Raw genomic sequence first — 23,039 nt, 5'->3', positions numbered from 1 at the left:
GAGTGCCTCCCCACCCACTCGGATTTGTTACATGATCAGGCTCATTACCGCTTTCTGGACGTGCAAGCGGTTTTCGGCTTCGTCAAAAACAGCGGATTGCGGCCCATCTATAACATCGTTGGTAACTTCGAAGCCGCGGTCACACGGCAAGCAGTGCAGATAGATCGCATCCTTATGAGCGAGTTTCATCAAGTTGGCGTTGCAGATCCAGTCTTTATGGGCTTCGAACAATTCTTTGGTCGCCTTCTCATCGCGGCTGCCAACCGGTGGGGCAAACATAGGTACCGCAGTCCAGGACTTAGGGTAGACCACGTGCGCACCATTTACCGCCTCTTTCATATCATTGCTGACAGCGAAGGAACCACCATAGGCTGCAGCATAATCCTGGCATGCCTTGATCACTTCATCGTCCAATTCGAAGCCCTTTGGGTGAGCCAATACCACATCCATGCCCATCATTGTGGCGGCGATAATGGCGCTCTGAGGTACAGCGCGGGGCTTGTGGACGCTCGGCGAATAAGCCCAACTCATCACGAACTTGACGCCTTTGAAACCGCCGAACTTTTCTTTGACTGTGAGCACATCTGCGAGTGCCTGGCAGGGGTGGTACTTGTCGTCCTCCATGTTAATGACTGGGATGCTGGCCCAGTAGGCGAAGTTCCTCTCGATCTCGTGCGCCTTACCGTATACCCAACCGACCGGGTCGCCATAGCAGCGGATGGCAATGGCATCGCCCATGCGCGCCAGCACCCGGGCTACGTCCGATACGCGCTCGGTAGAGTAGGCTCGCTCGTCGCCTTCCAATGCCGGAGCATAGATTTTCTCCGGGTCCAGGAAGTGAGCGTGCCCGCCTAGCTGGGTCATCCCGGCCTCAAAGGAGTTGCGGGTGCGCAGCGACTGGTTGTAGAAGATCATGAATAACGTCTTAGCCCGCAAGATGTGATCGTGAGGTTCCCGGGTGGCGTAACGGCGCTTGAGGTCAGTCGCCACATCCAGGATAGTCTCCACCTCCTCTTTGCTGTAATCCAGCAGTGTTAGAAAGTCTCTTCCTTTGAACGAATCGGTTTTCATATTGACCCTCCTTGTTAGTCTCAGTAGTTTGCGAATCTATTTCCGCTCTCTGGAAAGAGAGCATGCCCTTATTAGGGCTGAACTGTTCCCAAAATATTCACAGCGAGCTGAGCGTACACCTGTGCCGCATCCACAACATCTTGAATGCGAATACGCTCGTCAGGGGCATGAGCGAATCGCTCATCACCGGGCCCAAAGCCGATGGTGGGAATGCCAGCCACACCCGCAGTATACACTCCATCTGTGGAGAAGCGCCAATGACCCACCTTTGGTCGGTATCCCAGCACCTCTTCGACCGTGGCAATGGCTCGCTGCACTAAGAAGTGGTTCTCGGGGGTAACCCAGGCTGGGTAATATTGGCGGGCTCTGCAAGGATACCCAGTATAACTAGTAGCCAGATATTCCGTCACTTCTACATCGGCTTTCACACCTTCTCGCCCGATTAAACGGCGTATCTCGGTGAGCACTCTGGCTTCGGTCTCGTTGCTGGTTAAGCGCCGGTCAATATAGAGAGAACATGATTCGGGCACAGCGTTGCGGCTGCGGCTTTGGCTTTCGATATGCGTTACGGTGATGCTCCCTTTGCCCAAGACGGGGTCTTCATCCAGATCCAATGCTAATAATTCGATGCCTACAATAATACGTGCGGCGGCATGGATGGCGTTCACTCCGCGCTCCGGCATAGCGGCGTGAGCAGAGTGCCCCTGGGTTGTTACTTTGAGCTCCATGCGCCCCCTCTGCCCTCTGGCGATCTGCATCTCAGTGGCTTCGCCCACTACCACATAGTCTGGGCGTAATCCCTCTTTCTCTAAGAATGTGCTAATGGCTAGTCCCTCACAGGGTTCCTCTTGGACTACACCGACAACATAGAGATCGCCCCCTAACTCCACTTTCGCGTCCGTCAGGGCTTTAACCCCATAAACCATTGCTGCGAGGGAGCCTTTCATATCCGCTGCACCGAGGCCATACATGTAGCCATCCTGAACGTTGGCGCCGTAAGGATCGCGAGTCCAGGCGCGAATGTCGCCCATGCCAACGGTGTCCATATGGCCATCGTAGAGGAGCACGGGGCCCTTCCGCGGTCCGATATGCCCCACCACGTTTCCGATGCTATCAATATGCACTTCCTCAAAGCCTACCGACCGCATCTCATCAGCCAAGCGTTTCGCTACCTGCTCTTCGCCTGTGGAAGGGCTGGGGATGCGGATCAAATCGGCGAGGAAGCCGATGAGTCGTTCCTTATCAACTTCAGAAAGAGGCCCGATTAACATGATATCGAATGTTACCTCCAAGCCCTAATAAGCCCCGGTGCCTCCAATTAGAGTGGGAATGGTCTTAAGGATGATCTTTAGATCCAGCGCTAAAGACCAGTTTTCGATGTAGTACAGATCAAGCAAAACCATTTCCTCGAACGTTAAATCGCTACGCCCACTTACTTGCCAAAGCCCCGTCAGGCCGGGGCGGACGGATAGACGCCGTTTTTGCCACTCTTGGTAGTGTTCGACCTCCTGTGGAAGTGGGGGTCTTGGCCCTACCAGGCTCATCTCCCCGCGCAGAACGTTGTAAAACTGTGGGAACTCATCGATGCTGAGGCGTCGCAAGAGCCGGCCCAGCCTAGTGCGTCGCGGGTCTTGGCGTATCTTGAAAAGGGGGCCAGTGGCTTCGTTAAATTCGATAAGTTGCTGCTGCTCTTCTTCTGCGCCCAGGCGCATAGAGCGAAACTTATACACGGTGAAAGCCTTCCCATCCTTTCCCAACCGTACCTGCTTAAAGATAGGCGATCCAGGCGATTCCAGGCGGATGAGGAGGGCGATCAGAAGCATAAATGGTGATAGGATCAGGAGAGCCAATGCGGATACGATGACGTCTATGGCTCGCTTCAGGGCCAGATTCGGGCCCTCGATGATCGTCTCGCGAACACCGATGAGGGGAATGCCATTAAGGTCGTCAATGCCCACCTGGCTCAGGCTCATTTGGAAAAGATCTGGCACGATTTTCACCCGCACCCGCTGCCTTTCACACTGGGCCATAATGCTCAGTATTTTGCGGTGATACATCCAAGGGAGGGTGATGATAACCTCGTCCACATTGTATTGCGACACGATATTGGGGATTTTCTCGGTATTGCCCAGGGCTTTGAAGCGACCCAGGTCCACTTCACCGCGTTCAGGATTATCGTCCACAAAGCCGACTAATTCGTAACCTAGTTCTGGTTGGGCCGCCAAGTTACGTATGATCATGCGCCCGGTTTCCCCGGCACCTACAATCAGCACCCGCTCGACACCGATGCCCCGTTTGCGTAGGCGCGCTTTGATCCTCGACTCGACCCAGCGGCTGAGGGTGAGCAGAACAATAATGGCCACTGGAGCATAGACATAGAAGAGCAAGCGCGAGTATAGTGTAGTATAGTACCAGACGGAAAGCACGATCATGATAGCGGTGCCAACCACCGTGCCGCGGAGTACGAGATAGCCTTCATCCAACCAGGATTGGCCCCGCTTGGCTTTGTAGACACCTTCTCCCCAATAGACCAAGAGCAGGATGAACGTGTACACCACTGCGCTGGGCACGAACATTTGGAATGGTAACTGGTATATTTCCTCGACTGGTAGGAACCACTCTAGTTCATAACGAATCCAGTAGGATATGAAATACGCGACGTTAATCAGAATGGCGTCACTTATGATTTTCGCGGTTGTCCACACTCGTTTGAGGTGGGGTGACATATTCAGTTGCTCTCCTCACCCAGTGCTTGCCGATAGACAGAGGCAGTCTTCTGGGCAGTTTTTGGCCAGGTAAATTCCCTGGCCCTGCGTCGCCCCGCTGCTCCCAGTTCTTTTCGCAAGGCGGGATCATCCAGGAGTTGAGCGATGGCCTCAGCGAGTCCTTCTACATCCTGCGGCTCGACGATAAGGCCAGCATCACCGACTACCTCGGGAAGTGAGGATGCAGAAGAAACAATGACCGGTGTCCCGCAGGCCATAGCCTCCAACGGAGTCAAGCCGAAACCCTCGTAAAGCGAGGGAAAAACAAAAATTTCTGCCGCATTATACCACAGAGGCAGTTCTGCGTCTGCGATATAGCCTGGAAAGAGCAGGTGCTCTCCTAGGCCGAGTTCCTCCGCTAATGCAAAGATAGGGCTATAGAACCAACCTTTGCCGCCGGCGATAACAAGTGGAACTTTCGTCCTACCTGTTTTTCGCAGCAAAGCGTAGGCCTTCAGTAGGGTGCTCACGTTTTTGCGTGGCTCCAACGTTCCCACGAAAAGGATCATGTGCTCTGGCAGTCCGCGCCGGCGGCGGAATTCTTCTACCTCTGGTTTGTCAATGGGACGGAAGCGTCCCTCCACACCATTGTACACGACTTGCACTCGCGCCGGGTCGGCTCTGCACAGCCGTAGTAGGTCCATCCTGGTATTTTCGGAGACGGCAATGATTCGTGCCGCCCGACCTATCGAGATGGGCGTCATCGTCCGCTGGTAGAGGCGCTGGAAGGCGCGAAAACTGTCGGGATAGTAAATGAAACTCAGATCATGCACAGTAACAACCGTCGGGCAAACAGACTGGAGTGGAGCGACATTGACCGGCGCGTGCAGTAAGTCGGCGTGAAGGCTTCGTAGGTGAGATGGCAATCTGGTCTGCTCCCAGAGAACGCGGACAAGAGGCTGATTCGTGGGCATCCGAGAGATTTGCTGACCGATGCCACGCCATCCTTGTACATGTTCGCCTACCAGTGCTGTATAACGACTGGTTGGGTCGGCATCATGCAGACAGCCAACGAGATTGTAGATGTAGCGGCTCACACCTGCCGCACGGTAGGTAGAATCGAGTGATAGTAGTTGGGCATTCACTACAATATGTCGCTCAATCGAACTTTGCGTTGACGTCCTTTGAATCACAGCAAATTCATTCACTACTTCGAAATTATACCACAAACGTTACGAATTCCAACAAGGTTCCTTGCCTACTGGTGCATCCTGTTCGATTATCCCTCGGCCAATATCCCTTGATACACCTGGTAGGTCTCCTGGGCTATGCGCGCCTGGGTGTAATGGGCGAGGACGCGGGCGCGACCCCGTTGACCAAGTTGTCGACGAATCTCTGGCTCGTCCATCAGTCGGCGCAGATGATTTCGTAGGGCTACTACGTCGCCTTCGGGGAAGACAAGGCCAGCATCGCCAATGACGTGGGGTATCTCACCCGAGTCAGAACCGATGACCGGTACTTCGCAGGCCATGGCCTCAATCAGTACCCGCCCGAATTGCTCTTTCCAGTTGGGTTTGGTGAGAGATGGCAGGACGAGCACATCGAGGCTGTTGAGATGAGCGGGCATTTGTATGGAGGGTATGTGCCTCTGGAAGTGAACACAATTGGCGATGCCAAGTTTATGGCTCAGTCGCTCTATAACAGACCGCTGTGGACCTTCACCGACAATACTTAATTGCCAATCCCCTTCTAATCCCGCCACAGCCTCTACGAGCAGCCTTATCCCTTTTTCCTCCACCAATCGTCCAACGTAGCCGATGGTGAACGGCTCTTCACCTCCTTTTATTCTCATAGGGCGATATAGCTGTGGATCTACGCCGAATTGGGGGATGACCTGTATCGGCCCTTTGTAACCCTTTGCCCGCAGTACTTCCACTGTTTCATGGTTGCCGGCAATGGCATGTGCAGCATGGGCAAAATTATAGCGCTCGAACAGGCAGAATGGCGGCGGATAACGGCGCAGGATATTCTGCCAGGTGAAAAAGAGGCCCCGCGCGCCAGTTGACACCGCTAAATGCATGGCCTGCCAAGTTGCTAGGTTGTACGGTTCCTCATCTACGTGGACGATATCGGGGTGTAGGCGGATGAAATGGCGGGCCAAACGGGGATAGAAATGCAGGTGGAAATGTCCATTGAGCGCCATTTCTTCGATGATAAGATCATAGCCATGTGTGTAGAGCCGTTCGAGCAGAATGGCATGGTCGCCCTCCCGCCAGTAAGGCGGAACGATAACCGTCAGCTCAACGCCTGGTATAGAAGCCAGTTCCTCCAGTTTTCGCTGGTAAGCACCTATAATGCAGGCTTTCGAAAGCATTAGTACCCGCACGAGATGAGAACTCCTTGGATATTTCCGGTACTTAGTTTATAATGGCTATTGAGTTTTATCCAAAGTTTTATGGTAAACTATGGCGATACGCCGGGAGAGCAACGCTTTGCGACAGTCAGATCACCCATCTCGGATGGAGTGGGCTTGTCTCTTGATTATCCTGGCAATAGCGGCAGGTCTCCGTTTTTACGCCATCGGCTCGTTGCCGCCGGGCTTATATCGCGACGAAGCGTACAACGGACTTGATGCCTTGCGAGTTCTAGCCGGAGAACGGCCTATTTACTTTCCAGCGAACAACGGTCGCGAGCCACTTTTCATCTACCTAGTGGCTGTCTCCGTGGCCCTGTTTGGACGCAGCCCCGGCGCCATACGCCTCGTCGCGGCAATCCTTGGTACAGGGACCATCCCAGTCATCTATCTATGGGCGCGCCAGGCCCTCAATGCTCGCATCGCTCTCTTATCTGCTGCTATCACGGCTTTGTCATTCTGGCACGTCAATCTGAGTCGCATCGGGTTCCGCGTCATCGCCATGCCCCTGCTTGTGACGGCCAGTTTGTGGCTTCTTTGGCGTGGGGTTCGTGCTCGCCGTCACCTGGACATCATGCTTGCTGGGACGATGTACGGGCTTGCCTTCTACACCTATCTAGCGACGCGCTTCACAGTCATTGCGTTGGCTGTCTTCATTGCCTATTTGGTATTCAGCAGGCGCTCTTTACTCCGCCACGATCTTGTTTATTTCCTCATCCCCGCTACAGTGATGCTCGTGCCCCTTGGATTATATGCTTGGGGACACCCGGAGATCATCCTGGGCCGCACTGATCAGGTATCTATTTTTAATCCGGCGATCAACCATGGTGACCTCTGGGGCACACTGGCACTGAACCTAGCCCGGACGCTCGCCATGTTCACTACTCGAGGCGACTTCATTCCGCGACACAACTTGCCCTATCGGCCCGTGTTTGATCTGCTGATGGCAACGGCGTTCTTGGTCGGAGTGATAGTCGCCCTGCGCGGTAGGCGGTTGGGGCATCGCTTCACCTTCATTTGGGTCGCGGCGATGCTTCTACCAACCATCCTGGCCGAGGGAGCGCCTCATTTTTTGCGTGCCGCGGGCATTTTGCCGTTCGTCTTCGTCATCCCAGCCCTCGGTTTGGACGCGATCGCTACCTGGATGGAAGGTCGTGGTTGGCAAATGCTCGCTATCGTAGCCTTGGTCGCTATCGTTGCTGTCAGTGGCCTTTGGACTGTGCGCGATTATTTTCTGGCTTATGCGCCAAGCGAGACGGTTTATTATCACTTCGAAACTGGTGCTACAGAACTGGCCGCGTGTATCAACCAGATGACGGGTGTTGGCTGGATTGGCCCTGGGTTCCGGATGAGTGCGGTGAGCGATTCGGCATCCGCTGGTGCGGTATATCTACAAGCCCGGCTGTGGCGCGACTGGCCAAGCGTGCGTTTCCTCGTCCCAGTGTCTCCACGGTTCACCCTTCTTTGGGATGAGGCCCCAATTCCAACACCCTCCGTCACTCCGCGAACCTTATTAGTGGTCTGGCCATACGAAAATTATAAGGCTTTCTTGAGAGTATTACCAAACAATGCCGTCATCTGCGCTCGTGAAGACACCTACGAGCGCGGTGACTTGGAGTCTGAGCCCAGGCTGCTTTACTTGGCTTACGAGACCACCGATGCTAGCCAAGTGCCTCGCAACCTGGATGTGCGCTTCGAGCAGGGGATCACTCTCCTGGGCTGCGAACAGATAAGCGGGCCTGAAGGTGTATTACACCTAACTCTATATTGGAAAGCAGAGCACCCGATGAGTGTGGATTACACCGTCTTCGTACATGCGTTAAGCGGCGGGGCAATGCTCACCCAGGATGATGCCCCACCTGCCCGGGGTTACTACCCTACTACAATGTGGCGGCCCGGTGACATCGTCTGTGACGAGCACAGGCTGCACCTGGACAGCGCGACAGCCGTTGAATTGCGGGTGGGGCTATACCGGCTGGAGAATATGAGCCGCTTGCGGACACTGGATGCTGAGGGACAACCCAGTGGAGACAGTGTAGTGATACCTGTGCCAACGATGTAGTTGGTCGAGATCTCACAGCCAACCTGTATGCGGCCGCTCGGACACGCCTTTACTCAGGCGATATTTCAACCTCGCCGAGCAAGAGGTGATCGCTGCCATCTGGCAAGTGCAGACGATCGCCGGATCTCGGTTCGTAGAGACCTACAACTAAACTGAATTTCCCACTGGCTATGGGGGGTAGTACCAGGCCATGGTTATCCACAATGGTTTCACCTACCTGCCAGGTAGAGGGCGGGCGTAGGTCATTTGCCGGAAAGGCATCATGCTGGGCCACCAAGTGGCCGTCGGCGTCATAGAGGTGTACGAATACCTTGACATCACCGATCGGGATCTGTATTGCGTGCCAGATTAGGCGTACGGTAAGACCCCCATAAGCCTGGGTAGGAAATTCAGCGCTGTCCAGTATAATGTTTTTCTCAAACTGGGCGTTCAGTTCGACTTTTCGAGGCGAGCCTTGGGGGACCAGGTAGAGCTGGTAGAAAGTATCCTCTCGCCACTGACCGACAGCAGGATAGAGGTTGAAAGTCAGCCAGTCCAGCAGAGGCCCATTTGGACCGAAGCCGCCTTTGTACAGCACAAACCATAGCCGCTGGTGTTCTCGGGTCGCAGGCAGGAGCCGATTTTGTATTGCCGGTTCCAACGGCTCGACCACGGGATCCCAACGCAGGAGATAAGACCAGGCTGGATCATCCGCTTGGCGATAACGTTCGTAAGCACCAGCCAGGCTCAGGACATTGAAGAAAACGATATCATCGGGGGTAGTGATGCGGGATAAATAACGCTGGTCGCTGGCCGGATCAAACGCGCCAGAGGTCTCGTAACTTTTTTGATATACGTAACCACTGATACTGGGTGTGATGGAAATGATCCATAATAGAATGCCAACAGCCATGGCCAACTCTGAGCGTCGGCCGAGCGCGTCCCATGCCCAGGCCAACGCCAGCGCCAGAAACGGGCTGGCCACAATGGCATAGCGAGCGGCAAACATGTGGGCTTTCGCACCCACGGAGACGCTCGCTAACGTGAGAACGATCGCTGCCAAGGGCATGGCGATCGGCTTGGCGTTGCGGCGTTCTATCAGCGTTACGGTCAAACCCGCGGCGAACAAGATGAGCACGAGATACACTGGCCACCATCCCGCACCATAGGCAAAGACGAGGCCGAAGAAACCGTCAGCAGCGAAACGCACCAGATCAGCAACGGCAAATTCAAAGCCAGTCCGTGTCCCTATCCTGTTGAGCATAGGTGGCAGAGCATAAAAGACCCACGGGGCATAGAGTATCCCGAGAGCCAAACAAGAGGCAAAAATCCGTCGCCACCGAGGGCGGTATTGCCACAAAGCGTAGGCAATTACACAGATAAGGGGGAATAGGGCATAATAAAAAGTGTATAGGGCCGCTGTGGCGGAGAGGGTGAAAACCACATAGTAAGTGAGGTGCTCTTCTTTTGCCGCTCGCAGCAGGGAATACGTTGCCAGTAACACCAGCGCGGTACAAAGGGCATACATACGTGCCACTTGCGAGTAGTAAATCAGGAACGGACTGGCGGCTGCAGACAGAGCGGCTAACAGGCCGACGCGCTCATTAGCCCACCGCAGACCTACCACATACACCAGTGGCACAGCCAACAGACCTGCTGCAACCGACAGGAAGCGTACCATGAACTCGGACTTGCCGAAGACCATCCATGTTTTGAGCAGATCGTAGTATAATGGGGGGTGTACGTCGAGCGCGGTGATGCGATTGATCTCACTGAGCCCCAAAGTGCTCAGGCCGATGCTCCAACCCTCATCCCAACTTAGGGGCGTGGCAGCCAGATGCATCAATCGCAAGGCAGCGGCCAAAAACAGGCTAAGGACTAGAGTGGCGTTCGTTTTATTGAACTTAGCAAATTTGGCAGACATTAGATCCTTTAGGCCCTTGTAAGTCGGAAAAAAGGAGGTCAAACATCTCTGATGCAGAGCATGAAAATACTTCGTATATTAGCCATCGCTTTTCTAGTGATGATGCCACTTCGCGTCTATGCCAGTCCAAGTCCTCAAGGTGGTTGCATTAACAACGCATTAGTCAACCCAAGTTTCGAGGATGGGTTCAGCGACCGAGGGGCAGGCGAACTTACAATCGCCAATGGCTGGAACCTATGGTATCAAGATGGTCCTTTCCAGGCGGATGGGTACAACCGCCGGCCTGAGTACAAGCCAGAAGACGCCAGCAAACATGGCACGCGCCGCATCCATCACGGCAATTTCGCGCAGAAAATGTTCACGACCTACTCCACCCATAACGCGGGTTTGTGGCAACAAGTCGCTGTGCCTGTGAACAGCCAATTGACCTTCTCCATCTGGGTACAGGTCTGGAGCAGTGAAGATCCAAACCCAGACAATGCAGTGAGGCCAGGCAACTATCGAGTCTGGGTTGGCATTGACCCCACCGGTGGTACAGACTGGCAATCACCCAATATTATCTGGTCTGAACCACGTATGGAGTATAACACATGGATGCAACTCAGTGTTAGCGCGGTGGCTAAGGCGAGCACTATCACCGTCTTCACTCGCGGCAATCCGGAGTTCCGCTCCCACTTCAATGACTCCTATTGGGATGAAGCCTGTCTTTCGGTCATCAAACCCACGCCAAAGCCGACAACGCCCAAACCTACCAACACACCACAGGCCACTGCGACGCCCACTCTCTCCCCAACGCCCACTGCCTCCCCGACGCCAATAACGGCAGATATCTGCTTCGTTACCTTCGAAGACGCCAACGGGAATGGCAAGCGCGACGCTGAGGAGACATTCCTGCACGGCGTGTTCATCACCGTGATGAATATGGATGGGGTGGCAGTGAGTACGTTTAAAAGCACAACCCAAGCCCAACCCATTTGCGTGGAAGGCCTGCCTCCAGGCAACTACATCATCACGCGACAAAATCCTTATGGGTACGAATCCACCAGCCCTGACCGGTGGGGTGTGGCCGTGTCGGGCGGCACGCGTTTCCAAGTGGAGTTTGGTGCCCGTTTGATTCCGACCGCCACAGCCACCAGCACACCCGCTTACACGCCGACACCAACCCCTCGTCCTACGCCGAAACCGCTTTTGCCGAGGGCGGGTAATGCGATCTATCACTCGAGCGGTCTGTTGGTAGCGCTGGTCGCTTTTTGTTTGCCAGTCGGTTTCTATTACCTCAAGAAGCGGCTATGAGATCGATCTCCCCGGCCTCCTTTGCGCAGGGATGGACGCGGCGCATCGAATGGCCGCTCTTGGTTACCCTGCTATTGACGAGCCTCGCCGTTCTGCCCCTGGTGACCGGCGGGGGGATGGTGAACACGCGGGCTGGGGGTGATAGTCCCTTCTTGTTGGTACGAACTCAACAACTGGTAGAGAACTTGAGTCGGGGCATTATCCCCGCTCGTTGGATGCCCCAGGCTGCGTATGGCCTGGGCTATCCATTTTTCCACTATTATGCCTCCCTCCCATATTACCTGGCCGCGGTGCTCAAGTTGTTCGGATGGGGCTATATTCCCGCTATCCAGGCAACACAGGCAGTCGGCTTCCTCGGCGCAGCGCTGGCAATGTACATATTGGCAAGGCAGCTGTGGACCCATCAGATCTTGGCTGCCCTCGCCGCTCTCGCTTACACATACGCGCCCTTTCACTTGGTGAACGTCTATGTTCGCGGGGATTCCCTTTCTGAATTCTATGCCTTTGTCTTTTATCCGCTGATCCTCTACACGCTCCTGTGTTGCCAGGAAAGGCCCTCTGCAGGGGCGGTTGGCGGTTTGGCGCTCAGCTATGCCGGGCTAGTGCTGAGCCACAACATTTCCGCGTTGATATTCTCACCCTTTGCCATACTTTGGGGATTGTACCTTATCTTGAGTGCACCCAAAAACCGAGCCCGGGTGCTCGCGGCTATGGTGGTAGGTGCAGTGCTGGGCTTGGGCCTAAGTGCCTGGTTCTGGTTGCCAGCATTGCTTGAACGGGGCATAGTGCATTTGGAAGATATGACCACCGGGTACTTTCACTATGAGGGACATTTTCGCAGCCTTAACCTGGTGCAGGGGAGCCTGCTATTTGACTACCGGATTGACGGTGAGCACACACCATTTGTCCTGGGGCTAATGCAGGCGCTGGCTACCTTGTTCGGTGGGTTGGCCGTGACAGCGGCTTGGCTCCGGTCGCGTCATCGGGATAGCCGCGAGACGCTGTGCCTAATCACATGTATTGTGTCCACATGGATGATCACACCCCTCTCGCGGCCATTCTGGCAGAACATCCCACTTTTGCCATTGGTGCAATTCCCCTGGCGATTTCTGTCCGTGCAGGCATGTTTTGCTGCACTCCTGATCGCTGCCGGCATGCGGACGTTGCCACGATCAGGATCGGTAGCCTGCGTACTGGCGCTGCTGCTTGTATTAGCGAGTCTGATCGGATTGCGTCCTGAGCGCTTGCTCATCACCGAAGCCGATGTAACGCCTGAACGTCTGGCCTGGTACGAGTATTTCACCGCCAACATTGGTACCACCATCCGCCGTGACTACTTGCCAACATGGGTGGATCCACGGCCCTATACCTCCGCAGTGCTGCTGAACCAGGGACTTAAATCCACTCCGCTGGTCCTGGCGGGGTCACTGGACGCTGTAGAACCAGCAGAGGTTTCGCCCACTCTTGAGCGTTGGCGAGTGGCTGCAGGTGCGGAGGGTGCGACAATTGCCTTTTACACTCACTACTTTCCGGGCTGGACGGCTACCTTGGATGGAGAACCCGCGGAAATCAGCCCGGTGCCAAGTTCTGGCTATATCAGCCTGGGAGTCCCAGCCGGCAGTCACGAAGTCGTTCTGCGATTTGAACGCACACCACTCCGCACCATCGCCGAGGGTAGCACGTTGCTCTGCTTGATTGTTACGTTGCTGTTTCTCGTCCGGAGCCTTGTCCTAAACCGCTGGACTTTGATCCGCGGTTTGACCGGACTGGTTGGTTTGCTCGTCCTCGTCCCTTTGGTAAGCACGACTACCGTACGCACACAGGGGAACACTCTGCTGGATCTCACCTGGGATTTCTACCGTCAACCGTATCTACACCACAACCCCGATGGTCTACGCTTTGGCAGTGCCATCCGCTTGCGCGGATACGATCTCTCAACCAAAATGGCGCAGGCAGGCGAGTCGTTTTCTCTCACGCTTCACTGGGACGGTGGGACACAGGATGACCTGATCGCCGAGGTGCGCCTCGTTACACCGGCCGAGCACTTATTGGGCATTCCTGATGCGGTGGCCTCCTCTTCGGAGGTGATCACTGGTCAGGAGACCACCCACGTTCTGCCTGTCCCACAAGAGACCGTACGCGGGCTATATTTGTTGGCTCTCCGAGTGTGGGACGGTCAGAATGAGATACAGCCCGTGAACGAGGCGGGGGAGACACTAGGCACGACGTATCTTCATCCTGTTTACGTGGATGGCTGGGTCTCCGCAGTCGGGGCAGGCCCACCGATAGCGATGTACGGTGAGCGCATTGCACTGTATGGTGTAACCGCAAGACAGATGTCCCCTGAGGGGTTAGTGATCACACTGAAATGGGGAGCCATCACTCCCGTAGGCGAGAATTACAAGTATTCGGTGCGACTGTTGTCGCCTGAGGGCGAACGCTTGGTTGCTGAAGACAAACAACCTCGTTATGGCTTTTATCCCACGAGTCTGTGGCGGCCCGGCGAACTGGTGACGGATCGGGTATTCTTGGCGTTGCCGGCAGGTCTATCGCTGGGCCATGATTATCAATTGGAGATCGTCCTCTATGACGCCGCTACCCTGACTGCGATCGGCTCGGTCCGAGTTGGTGGTGTGACCATTGAGGCTGTGCCATAGCCCTTCATTCAACTTCGATCTTACCTAATGCCAATATCGTCCCCTGGCCTATCCGGGCCAATCTTTCATCCAGTACTGCTAACGATTTCAATGTAAAGGCATCGTACACTGTCAGATACAGAGTGGCCTGGCCAGTAGTCGCACTTCCTGGCACAGGGATGCGGTGCACATCTTCTACGTCCCAGCCACGCAGCCACTTCAGGGTCGGGATACCTCCCAGGGCAGGCACACTGTCGTCTCCCGCTCGCCAGGCATCCGAAGGCCCGGTCAGACTTGGCGCAACTACATAGTCATGCGTGAGTGGGGCAAGGCTGCGAAAGCGAAGTGTTACTCGGCAATCCTTGTCCCGATGGGCGCTTTCCACGTAGTCTGCGCCTACCAACACCATCTCGCCACCCAAGGGCACATAGCGATTCCGTGATTTGGGCAGGGGCAGGGTTATCCGCTGACCTCGAGGCATGTTCCATGGCCCGAGCACCGCGAGTGGTCTGTCGGTCGGTCCTCGTAGTTCCACGCTTAATTGCGCGGCATTCTCAGGTAAGTCATGGGCAGTTGTGAAGTAGTGGGGCGGGCCTGACGTTGGTAGTGCCGTTTGATCATATAACGCGTCCCCAGCGTAAATCATCACCCGCGTCGCGGGTGGGGATTCGGTAGTGGTCTGCCAGTGTAGATAAAGACGACGCTGCCCGGGGATACTATCATCGTAATCGGCGCCCACCAGCCGCACGCCGCTCGTGAAAGGTACACGCAATGGGTGTAGCGTCACTGGGGGCTGTGTTTGGGGTGTCACTTGTACATCTGCTAACCAGACGTTATCGCTGCCCGTGTTCGTGGTCAGGCGTTGCCACCCGCCTTCGGGTAGTGTGATGTAGCTGCCAGCAATAAGGCGATAGACTCCTGGCATAGTGGTTGTCAAAGTGGAGATGGTGTACTCATCCGCAATTATCTCGCCCACGGTGTACCGGGCTGCAAGATGCGTTACGTCACCTTGACCGAACGGTATGCCATTCTGGTCAACCAAGTGCACGAAAAATGAGTAGTCGCGGTTTAGTTTTGTCAGGGGCCGCCAATAGATATGGATAGTCAGCCGACCGCCAGGAAGGACAGCCGGGTGATCCAGGCGGAAACCCAGGATCTGGATAACACCACCGAGAGTTGCATCTACCAGGCTTATCCCTGGAAGCAAATCGAAACTCGGCAGGGTTCGCACGTAAAACGCGTTGTCAAATGGCTCAATGCGGTAGGGCAGTTCCACGAAGTTGGGGTAGTAGTTGGTGATGATGGTCGGTGCAATGGCCACGCTTTCAACAATGCGCTGTTGCCAGGTCTCGGCGATGGGCGTTGCCCCTTCAGGATAGACGTAGCGCACCGTTACGTCGGGCCGCATCCCGTCGACCAATTGCAGGTACCACAGCGGTGTGACCCAGTGCCAATTGGCCAATATCTGAGCGTTGGGTGGCGCGTTACTCAAGCAGTTCTTGGCGGAGTCTCGCGTCGAGGTATCATGAGACAGAGCAAGGTAGCTTGGGTAATTGTTGGCGAAATTGAGGAACGCAGCCAATAGCAAGATTGAGGTAACGAGCGCAGCAAAAAGTTTGTTGCGAGTAGCCACATGGAGATATGCCGCGGCTAGGCCAATGAGACAAGCCAATGCCACATAGCCAGGTATCAGGTACTCAACGGTCTGTGGTGCACGGTAGGTCAAAGCGGCGAGGGCATTGATAGTCCAAATGCCGAGAAATAGGATGCCTAAATCACGGTGTTTTACCAAAGTAACGACCATGCCCAGAATGGCTGCACTCATCAGTACCCAGCTAAATTCCAGGGCTAAGATGTTCTTCAGAACGCCAATGCGGAGGGCCAGATCTTCGATGGTTCGGAAGTAGAAAAGATCACCCCGGAAACCCAGGGCTAGCACATGGTTCAGAAAATCTCCCACAGAGCGAATGGGCGCAGGGTCGAAGGGCGGGTTCATCAGGCTACGTAGTGGCAGATACAGAAGCACGGTCAGAGGTAGAAGAAAGGCACACAGAGGCTGGACCCACCTTTGAGGGGAGATCAACAACTCCCGATCGACCAAAAACAGGTAAGCAATATAGACCGGAATGAACAGAGAAAGCGAGCCGTGATGGGTTAGCCCCAGGCTCAGAGTGACAGCGAAACCAATGATATATCGTGGTGAGCGCTCTCGAAGATAGGAGATTAAGAAATATACTGGTAACGCGGTGAGGAGCGCGGTCAGGCTGCGAACGTTGGCTGTGGTGCTCTGAGCCCAGAATGTGGCGGCCACCCCAAGACTGGCAGCAGCCACAATGCCTGCCTCCTTATCGCCAGTGGCGCGACGCACAGTTCGGCAGACCATGACCAGTGTTAGCGCGCCGATGAAGGCAGAGAGAAGGTTTACGCGGTAGGCCGCATTGCCGACGGGCAAGAATGTGGCTAATTTGCCGAGCAGGGTGTAGAGCGGGTAGCCAGGTGGATGGGCGATTCCCAGCACCGCCGAAGCCAATTGGAATTCACCTGCATCGGCTGGGAGCATGCCCGGGGCCGAGGTGTGCAGGTATAATGCACACGCGGCCACTCCAACGAGGCTATCAGGAAGCCAATCTGGAAGGTGACGTAGAGTGGCGGTAACACAGGCGCATAGAGATGCGAACGCAATCACTGTGGAGAGCGTTAGATCTACCTGAGGCCAGAACACGTATACGGCGAGGAGTGCAAGAGGCACGCATTCCACTCCAATCCGTTGGGCGATCGCTACGCCGAATACGCTTGGGATACTATAAGCCAACAGGACGAGTAGGGCTGTGGGGAATGGTAACGAGGTGGGTTGCATCTCGACTATGGTTCTGCTCATGTAAAGGCCCAGCGCACACCCCAAGGGAAGAAATGCCCAGCGCTGGAGTTTATGGGATGTGCTAGGCTGGGAGGGAGGGGTCAGTACAGGTCCCATGTCATATCATCCGTGCGCAGAACGAAAGAAACCGCACCGTTCCAGTATATGAGCCCGCCAGCGAAATCTTGCAGAGCGCCAGAGAAGGTTTTGATAAGGCTATCACTTTCCTGGCCGCTCTCTTTCACAGCCCAGCCCAATCTCTCGCGCAGGTTTGGCTGGCTGCGCCAGAGTTTGCCAAAGCGGCCGGTCGGCTGGTAGAGGTAGCGTCCGGCTTCGGGCGTGGGTGGAGTAATGGAGGGGTCCATATCGGGGTCACCCGGTAAATATGTATCGGCCCACGCCTCCCATCTCCGGCCTAGTTGATGGTCATAATAGAGCACGTAAATCAACCCTTTATCCGGTCGCCAGAGCATCAGACCGTGCTCGAAGTTGATCTGTGCTCCCTGTTCCCCCATCTGCTCTCCGGTCGGGCAGCCCAGGCGCGTGCGCACGGGCTCGTTGGCCCAGACATCCCCTAGCCCCCATTGGGGCGTAGCCTCACAGGTTGGCTGGGGTGCCGGCAGTCCGAAGGTGGGCGTTAGGGGGACCGCATTGGGTGGATAAGTTGGGGAAGGCATTTTGGTAGGCGGAGGTGTTAGGAGGAGCGGGGCCCAAGTTGGAGTGGCACCTTCGATAAATTTAGTCGCCGCGGGGTTGACAAAGTTCGTTGGTTGGGTAATGTTGCTGCAGGCAGTAAATAATGAGACCAAAGACACGACGGCCAAACAAAGCCAGCGCAGAGGTGATGGAGTGGTCTCCTTATGACTATGAGAGGTTGCCCGAGTCTGGGTCTTTGATGATAGCGGCATTGGCCTATCCTCCTGTCCGTGGAGAGATTCATCGCGCCTCTGTGGGCGCAAATTTTAGCACAAAATAGCCGTTTCGTCGAAGTGAACCTACGGCCTGGAGTGGATCTCAGACCAATCGGGAGCAAGAGCGATTGGGATAAGGCCAGTTGGAGGCCGAGGAATTGTGGAGATTTCAAAGCCCAAGTGTATGGAGCGAGGGCAATGGCTTTGATGGGTTACTGGCATGCAGAGAAAAACATAGATGGGCGTGTCCGCTGAAGTCAGAGGGGTCGTCGGGCGAGCGCTGTGTCAGAGAGCATCTGGTGCAAGCGCCTGGTGTATTTGACTACAAGAGCCTATTATGATATGATAAGGTTGTTATTTATCACGTTTTCATCTCTCTGTATAGTTGCGCTGCCCGCACGGTGGGCGGGGCACATTGTCCTGCTTCGCCAGGCCGTGGTAGCGCACTTTTTATGGAGGCGAATCAGATAAGCAGAGATTATCGAATCAACGAAGAGATCTGGACTCCCGAAGTTCGTCTCATTGATGAGACTGGCCGCCAGCTCGGTATTTTCTCTATTCGCGATGCCCTGCGTCTTGCTCAGGAGCGAGACCTCGATTTAGTGGAGGTGGCTCCCAATGCAAGCCCGCCGGTGTGCCGTTTGCTGAATTACGGCAAATTCCTGTATGAGCGAGCAAAGAAAGAACGGGAGGCACGGAAAGCCCAGAAAGTCACGGAAATCAAAGAGATTCGCATGCGCCCGAAGATCGGCGAACACGATATCAATGTGAAACTCAGACGCGTGCGTGAGTTTCTGGATGAAGGGGCAAAGGTGAAGATCCGTGTCCGGTTCAGAGGCCGCGAGATGTCTTATCAAGAATTGGGCCGCAAACTACTGGATGATATCGCGGCCCGACTCGCCGATGTAGCGATGGTTGAGCAAGAACCACACATGGAAGGGCCTACGATGTTGATGCTCGTGACCTCGAAAGCCAAAGCAACCAGCGCTGGGAGCGCGAGCAAAAGCATTGGGGATTCGCAAAGTAAGCAAGAGTGATACAATCAAATTAAGGAGCGTTAGATAGACTGTGCCAAAGATCAAGACACATAAAGCAACAGCAAAGAGATTTAAGATCACAGGATCTGGTAAAATTATGCGCACGAAGGGGGGCAAGAGCCATTTGAGGCGCAAGCGAGCCAAGCGCGCGAAGCGCCTTTATGACGAGATGCTACCGGTCGAGAACCGGAGTGATATCCAGCGCATCAAACGGCTTGCACCTTACCTGAAGTGAGCACTTTAGGAATTTCTCGGAGGGATCTATCAGTTGCCAAGAGTAAAACGAGGAGTGACGGCGCATCGCCGTCATAAGAAAGTACTTGAATTCACAGAGGGACAGCGGTTAACGAAGCACCGATTGTATCGTCGTGCGAATGAGGCGCGCATGAAATCGCTCTGGTATGCCTATCGCGACCGGCGCGATAGAAAGCGCGACATGCGCCGGCTTTGGATCACCCGCATCAATGCAGCAGCTCGACTGAATGGACTCGATTATCGCCACTTCATTGCCGGTTTGAAGAGCGCTGGCGTGGAAATTTCCCGCAAGATGCTGGCCGACCTGGCTATCCGTGATGAGGCAGCCTTCGCACGGTTGGTCGAGATTGCCAAGGGCGCTATAGCCTAAGTGTATCATCATCGCACCAAGCGAGTGGAACAAAATTCTCAGCGGGCGGTAGGTCCGCTGAGAATTTTTTCGTATGCCGCTCTCAGACTAGCGAAAAGTAGCGGGTTTAGAAACGAGATATATCACTGATAGTGCATTTCAGGAAAATCGCTTTTCCAGATAAGCCAGCAGCATTATTAGCGCTGCTCTCACGGAAAATTCCTTGTTCTCCAACCTGGTGCCGGACCAGCGGTGCTCTTCCCAGCGTTCGGCATCGTCCGCCGCTAAACCAAGATACACCAGGCCGACGGGTTTCTCGGGCGTGCCCCCGGTCGGGCCAGCAATACCTGTGATCGAAAGGGCCACATCGGCCCCGAGCCGTTGACGCACTCCCCGCGCCATCGCCAGTGCCGTTTGCCAACTGACAGCGCTATGCTGCTCGATCGTTTCAACAGGCACGCCCAACAATCGTACTTTGACCTCGTTGGAGTAAGCGATGACTCCGCCAAGGAAATAGTTCGAACTGCCCGGGACATTGGTGATATGATGGGCCAAGAGCCCACCTGTACAGGATTCAGCCACGGCCAGAGTGAGCCGCGCCGCGCGCAGCATATGGCCCGCCAGGGCAGCCAGTTCGTCCGTTGGCCGGTCATCGTACTTTAGCCCAGATTCAGTATCCTCGCTCCCGATCCACAACGTTCAGCAACTCCTCTCCATGGAGATAACGGCGGAGGTTCTCCGCGAAAAGCGCGGTCGCCCGGTCGTCGTATGCGTGGGTGACAGCAGAGATATGTGGCGTCAAGATGACGTTCTCCAAGTCGTAGAGCGGGTGATCTGGCGGCAGTGGCTCCTGGTGGAACACGTCGAGCCCGGCCCCAGCGATCCATCTTTCACGCAGGGCTCGCACCAGGGCTTCTTCGTCCACCACGTCGCCGCGAGAGACATTCACCAGGTAGGCAGCGGGTTTCATGGCGCGCAAGGCTTCTTTGCCGACAAACCCCTTGGTCTCCGCTGTCAGGGGTAAGCAGATGACCACAACGTCGCACTGCGCCACCATTTCGCACAACTCCTCAGGGGCGTAAATCGCGTCAGGTATGGTGCCAGCCGGGTCGCCTGCTCCCGCCACAATATGGCCCGGGTCGGCCCGCTTGGAGGGAGCGCGTTTGAGGGCCAGTACACGCATCCCGAAGCACTTCGCTAACCGACCTACCTCGCGCCCGATGCTGCCGTAACCGACGATGCCCATCGTTTTGCCTCGCAGTTCTTCGCCCCGGAACTCATCCCAGCGTCCATGAGGCCATTCGTGCCGGACCTGGTATCCTAGGAGGCGCGGGAATTGCCGCCAGAAATTCAGTACCGAGGCGAAAACATATTCGGCGATAGGAATGGCATGGATACCACTTGTGGTGGTGATGAGGATGTCTGAGGCCATCACGGGCTTATCTAAGAGGTGGTCTACCCCCGCGCTGGAGAGTTGTATCCATTTGAGGCGCGGGGCCAGGGCAGGATCGAAGTCCGCATAGTAAGTGTAGAGCACTTCCACTTCGTCCAGGAGGGGATCCATTTCCTCTGGCTTGTGGCATGTAATCTGCGAGATATTCAGTTGCGGTGAGACTTGGCGCAGGGTTTCTAGGTTCTCTTCGCTCAGCCGCATGACGCTCAAGACTTTGACCTCATCCATATAAAATGCTCTCCCGTTCTCGATATCACTTAGAGTATAGCACCAACGTGGTCTTCCCCGCAAGGAGAAGACCAGAGGCATTGCATATTGAGAGAACACAATGAAGTGGAGACGCCATCAGGAGTGCGATAAGCGGTATGGGCGTTAGCGAGGGTTAAGGCACTCGGGATATAGTTAGGGGTCCTGTGCAGTGATATTCAAAACATATACATCGGTTCAGCGCCTGCGGGTTGCCCGGCTCAGGCACAATCGTATCCGCCTGCACAAATCGCCCCAAGGCCGGGTCATACCATCTGGCATTGTAAAAGTACAGCCCAATTGTATTCTCTTCCCGCTGGCCGGTAAAGCGATATGTAGTGGGCGTGGTGTTCTCCTGCACGCAAGCCTGGCCTTATGGCTATGGCGTGGCGGTTCCAGCTGGTGCCGTTGGCAGCAGCTTGCCCAGGCATTGAGCCATGCGTTCATCAATGGCCCTCAAAATACCCTCCAGGTCTTTTAGGGTCATATACTCAGAGGACACGGTGGTATTAAGTACGGAGATATACTCATCATACCGTGCCATAGCAGCACACCACATTCGCTTGCCTTGCCCATAATCTACACAGGCAAAGCGCCAATCATCGGCAATCGGACTGCGGTAGGTCCATTCAGCGGGGATCTTCGATTCCCGGTGGGAAGGAAACAATACCCCCTGTCTTAGAATCCAAAAGTGACCGTACATAGCCGCAGCTTCGTTGCGGAACTTGAAAACGTAGTGAGACGCAAAACCTCTATCACCAGTGGGCTGTAAGCCCACAGATAGATTCTCATCTCCCCAATCCAAACTCGATCTTTCGGGTTGTGGCTCTGGCCCGCGCACCACACGCCAGTCTGGGGGAAAGGGAGTCGCATCTACCATCAAGTCACGCATATCCACTGGGGGTGTTCTTACGGTAGGTGGCAGTAGTGAAGGCAGGGCCCAAAGGGTTACCGGCAGCCCACAGACCAAAAGCAGCAAAACCAAGCAGCCCAAAGTTATCTTCTTCATAGATGCCCTCCTTGTGCCGGCCGTCTATCGAGACCAGGCACAGTTTGTATCGCCCAGACGATATCCTCCGGTTTTACTGCCAGGCTATAGGTCTTCCACAGATCAACGCCGACCTGGATCGCTGCCTGATCATATAGCTGATCAAATCGTCGCACCCCGCTGACTCCCGGAACAGCCTGAGGCCATTTTCGGTAAGCGAGAATATCCGAGCCGAACTGTTCCAGCCCTGCGCCATCAAGCAGAGCATCAGCCGAGAAGCCCGCTGCTATGCCAACATAACCATAGTGGATGTTCGACCACGTGTCAAAGGAGCGATGTTCTCCTGCGCGCAAACCTGGCCTTATGGCTATGGCGTGGCGGTTCCGGCTGGTGCCGTTGGCAGCGGCTTGTTCAGGCAGTAGGCCATGCGCTCGTCAACAGCCCAGAGCACGCGCTCCAGATCCTGGAAGGTCATGGTGTCAGGAGACATGTGGACATTTAGCCGCACGAAATACTCTTCATATTGGGCAACCATCACGCAAGTGTAAAAGCTACCATCCATGCCACAAGCCACACAGAATTGGTCAGCGATGGGGCTTTCATAAGTAAGATCACTTGGCTTCTTCCAAGGTCCTCTGTTCTCTCCCTCCGAAAATTCAAGTTTTCTACGTCGCGCGAACTCGTCGGCTGCCCTATTTGCTGATTTGTAGCGATAAACGTTGTGTGTAGTGATCCCAAAGGTGCGTGAGTAGTGGAAGCTACGCCCAGCGGATTCAAAAGCCGTTTTGGGGATCGGTCCTCCTGGCAAGGGCGATACCAGGAGATCAGCCACTGTGCCAGGGGGGAAAACTGTTTCATCT

Annotated in this window: 19 protein-coding genes and 1 pseudogene; 6 read left to right on the top strand and 14 right to left on the bottom strand. The window is 55.1% G+C overall.

What is annotated here, in order from left to right; all coding sequences use genetic code 11:
- Window positions 1–27: 27 nt before the first annotated feature.
- The 5 genes from H5T64_09330 to H5T64_09310 form a co-directional block, all read right to left on the bottom strand.
- On the bottom strand, window positions 28–1,071 hold the full coding sequence (locus tag H5T64_09330) for an N-acetylornithine carbamoyltransferase (protein ID MBC7264536.1): 1,044 nt from the start codon (window positions 1,069–1,071) through the stop codon (window positions 28–30).
- A gap of 71 nt (window positions 1,072–1,142) precedes the next feature.
- A complete protein-coding gene (locus H5T64_09325; GenBank protein ID MBC7264535.1) occupies window positions 1,143–2,342 on the bottom strand; it encodes a YgeY family selenium metabolism-linked hydrolase in 1,200 nt (399 codons plus the stop codon).
- A 24-nt stretch (window positions 2,343–2,366) separates the two neighbouring features.
- Window positions 2,367–3,797 carry an undecaprenyl-phosphate glucose phosphotransferase gene (locus tag H5T64_09320; GenBank protein ID MBC7264534.1) on the bottom strand — a complete coding sequence of 477 codons (1,431 nt, stop codon included), beginning with the start codon at window positions 3,795–3,797 and terminating at the stop codon, window positions 2,367–2,369.
- Window positions 3,798–3,799: 2 nt separating this feature from the next.
- Window positions 3,800–4,939, bottom strand: a complete 1,140-nt coding sequence (locus tag H5T64_09315; protein MBC7264533.1) for a glycosyltransferase family 4 protein — start codon at window positions 4,937–4,939, stop codon at window positions 3,800–3,802.
- A 116-nt stretch (window positions 4,940–5,055) separates the two neighbouring features.
- Window positions 5,056–6,162 (bottom strand): glycosyltransferase family 4 protein, encoded by a 1,107-nt coding sequence (locus H5T64_09310; protein ID MBC7264532.1) that lies wholly within the window; start codon window positions 6,160–6,162, stop codon window positions 5,056–5,058.
- A 106-nt stretch (window positions 6,163–6,268) separates the two neighbouring features.
- Here H5T64_09310 and H5T64_09305 point away from each other — a divergent pair, with 106 nt between their 5' ends.
- The gene (locus H5T64_09305) at window positions 6,269–8,251 is read left to right on the top strand and encodes a glycosyltransferase family 39 protein (protein ID MBC7264531.1); all 1,983 of its coding nucleotides are present in this window, start codon (window positions 6,269–6,271) and stop codon (window positions 8,249–8,251) included.
- Between the two features lie 49 nt (window positions 8,252–8,300).
- Here the strand turns inward: H5T64_09305 and H5T64_09300 are convergent, their stop codons facing one another.
- Window positions 8,301–10,154 carry a glycosyltransferase family 39 protein gene (locus tag H5T64_09300; GenBank protein ID MBC7264530.1) on the bottom strand — a complete coding sequence of 618 codons (1,854 nt, stop codon included), beginning with the start codon at window positions 10,152–10,154 and terminating at the stop codon, window positions 8,301–8,303.
- Between the two features lie 51 nt (window positions 10,155–10,205).
- On the opposite strand from H5T64_09300, the gene H5T64_09295 reads away from it, so the two are divergent.
- Window positions 10,206–11,447, top strand: a complete 1,242-nt coding sequence (locus tag H5T64_09295; protein MBC7264529.1) for a hypothetical protein — start codon at window positions 10,206–10,208, stop codon at window positions 11,445–11,447.
- Entirely contained in the window at window positions 11,444–14,104 is a 2,661-nt protein-coding gene (locus tag H5T64_09290; GenBank protein ID MBC7264528.1) for a hypothetical protein, read from the top strand. Before H5T64_09295 ends, H5T64_09290 begins: the two co-directional genes overlap by 4 nt.
- A gap of 4 nt (window positions 14,105–14,108) precedes the next feature.
- On the opposite strand, the gene H5T64_09285 is transcribed toward H5T64_09290, so the two are convergent.
- Together H5T64_09285 and H5T64_09280 are read right to left on the bottom strand one after the other, a co-directional pair.
- Window positions 14,109–16,961, bottom strand: coding sequence for a DUF2723 domain-containing protein (locus H5T64_09285; protein MBC7264527.1), 2,853 nt, complete (start codon window positions 16,959–16,961; stop codon window positions 14,109–14,111).
- Window positions 16,962–17,041: 80 nt separating this feature from the next.
- Window positions 17,042–17,848 carry a hypothetical protein gene (locus tag H5T64_09280; GenBank protein MBC7264526.1) on the bottom strand — a complete coding sequence of 269 codons (807 nt, stop codon included), beginning with the start codon at window positions 17,846–17,848 and terminating at the stop codon, window positions 17,042–17,044.
- Between the two features lie 455 nt (window positions 17,849–18,303).
- On the opposite strand from H5T64_09280, the gene H5T64_09275 reads away from it, so the two are divergent.
- Genes H5T64_09275 through rplT form a run of 3 tightly spaced genes read left to right on the top strand, consistent with a single transcriptional unit; the run spans window position 18,304 to window position 19,513 of the window.
- Window positions 18,304–18,888, top strand: a complete 585-nt coding sequence (locus tag H5T64_09275; GenBank protein ID MBC7264525.1) for a translation initiation factor IF-3 — start codon at window positions 18,304–18,306, stop codon at window positions 18,886–18,888.
- A gap of 31 nt (window positions 18,889–18,919) precedes the next feature.
- Window positions 18,920–19,123, top strand: coding sequence for a 50S ribosomal protein L35 (rpmI, locus tag H5T64_09270; protein ID MBC7264524.1), 204 nt, complete (start codon window positions 18,920–18,922; stop codon window positions 19,121–19,123).
- A gap of 33 nt (window positions 19,124–19,156) precedes the next feature.
- A complete protein-coding gene (rplT, locus tag H5T64_09265; protein MBC7264523.1) occupies window positions 19,157–19,513 on the top strand; it encodes a 50S ribosomal protein L20 in 357 nt (118 codons plus the stop codon).
- A 138-nt stretch (window positions 19,514–19,651) separates the two neighbouring features.
- Here rplT and H5T64_09260 read toward each other — a convergent pair whose 3' ends face one another.
- The 6 genes and pseudogenes from H5T64_09260 to H5T64_09235 form a co-directional block, all read right to left on the bottom strand.
- A complete protein-coding gene (locus tag H5T64_09260) occupies window positions 19,652–20,104 on the bottom strand; it encodes a CinA family protein (protein MBC7264522.1) in 453 nt (150 codons plus the stop codon).
- Between the two features lie 58 nt (window positions 20,105–20,162).
- The gene (locus tag H5T64_09255; GenBank protein ID MBC7264521.1) at window positions 20,163–21,173 is read right to left on the bottom strand and encodes a D-2-hydroxyacid dehydrogenase; all 1,011 of its coding nucleotides are present in this window, start codon (window positions 21,171–21,173) and stop codon (window positions 20,163–20,165) included.
- 229 nt (window positions 21,174–21,402) lie between these two features.
- Window positions 21,403–21,552, bottom strand: a pseudogene (locus H5T64_09250) (RHS repeat-associated core domain-containing protein).
- Window positions 21,553–21,570: 18 nt separating this feature from the next.
- Window positions 21,571–22,200 carry a hypothetical protein gene (locus H5T64_09245; GenBank protein ID MBC7264520.1) on the bottom strand — a complete coding sequence of 210 codons (630 nt, stop codon included), beginning with the start codon at window positions 22,198–22,200 and terminating at the stop codon, window positions 21,571–21,573.
- Window positions 22,197–22,532 (bottom strand): hypothetical protein, encoded by a 336-nt coding sequence (locus H5T64_09240; GenBank protein MBC7264519.1) that lies wholly within the window; start codon window positions 22,530–22,532, stop codon window positions 22,197–22,199. The genes H5T64_09245 and H5T64_09240 overlap by 4 nt, the downstream gene beginning before the upstream one ends.
- Before the next feature lie 14 nt (window positions 22,533–22,546).
- Window positions 22,547–22,741 (bottom strand): hypothetical protein, encoded by a 195-nt coding sequence (locus H5T64_09235; GenBank protein ID MBC7264518.1) that lies wholly within the window; start codon window positions 22,739–22,741, stop codon window positions 22,547–22,549.
- Window positions 22,742–23,039 lie beyond the last annotated feature (298 nt).

It is taken from the genome of Chloroflexota bacterium, assembly GCA_014360825.1.
Lineage (GTDB): Bacteria > Chloroflexota > Anaerolineae > UBA2200 > JACIWT01 > JACIWT01.
The sequence above is the reverse complement of the archived record's forward strand: the minus strand, read 5'-3'. Positions and strand labels throughout refer to the sequence as shown.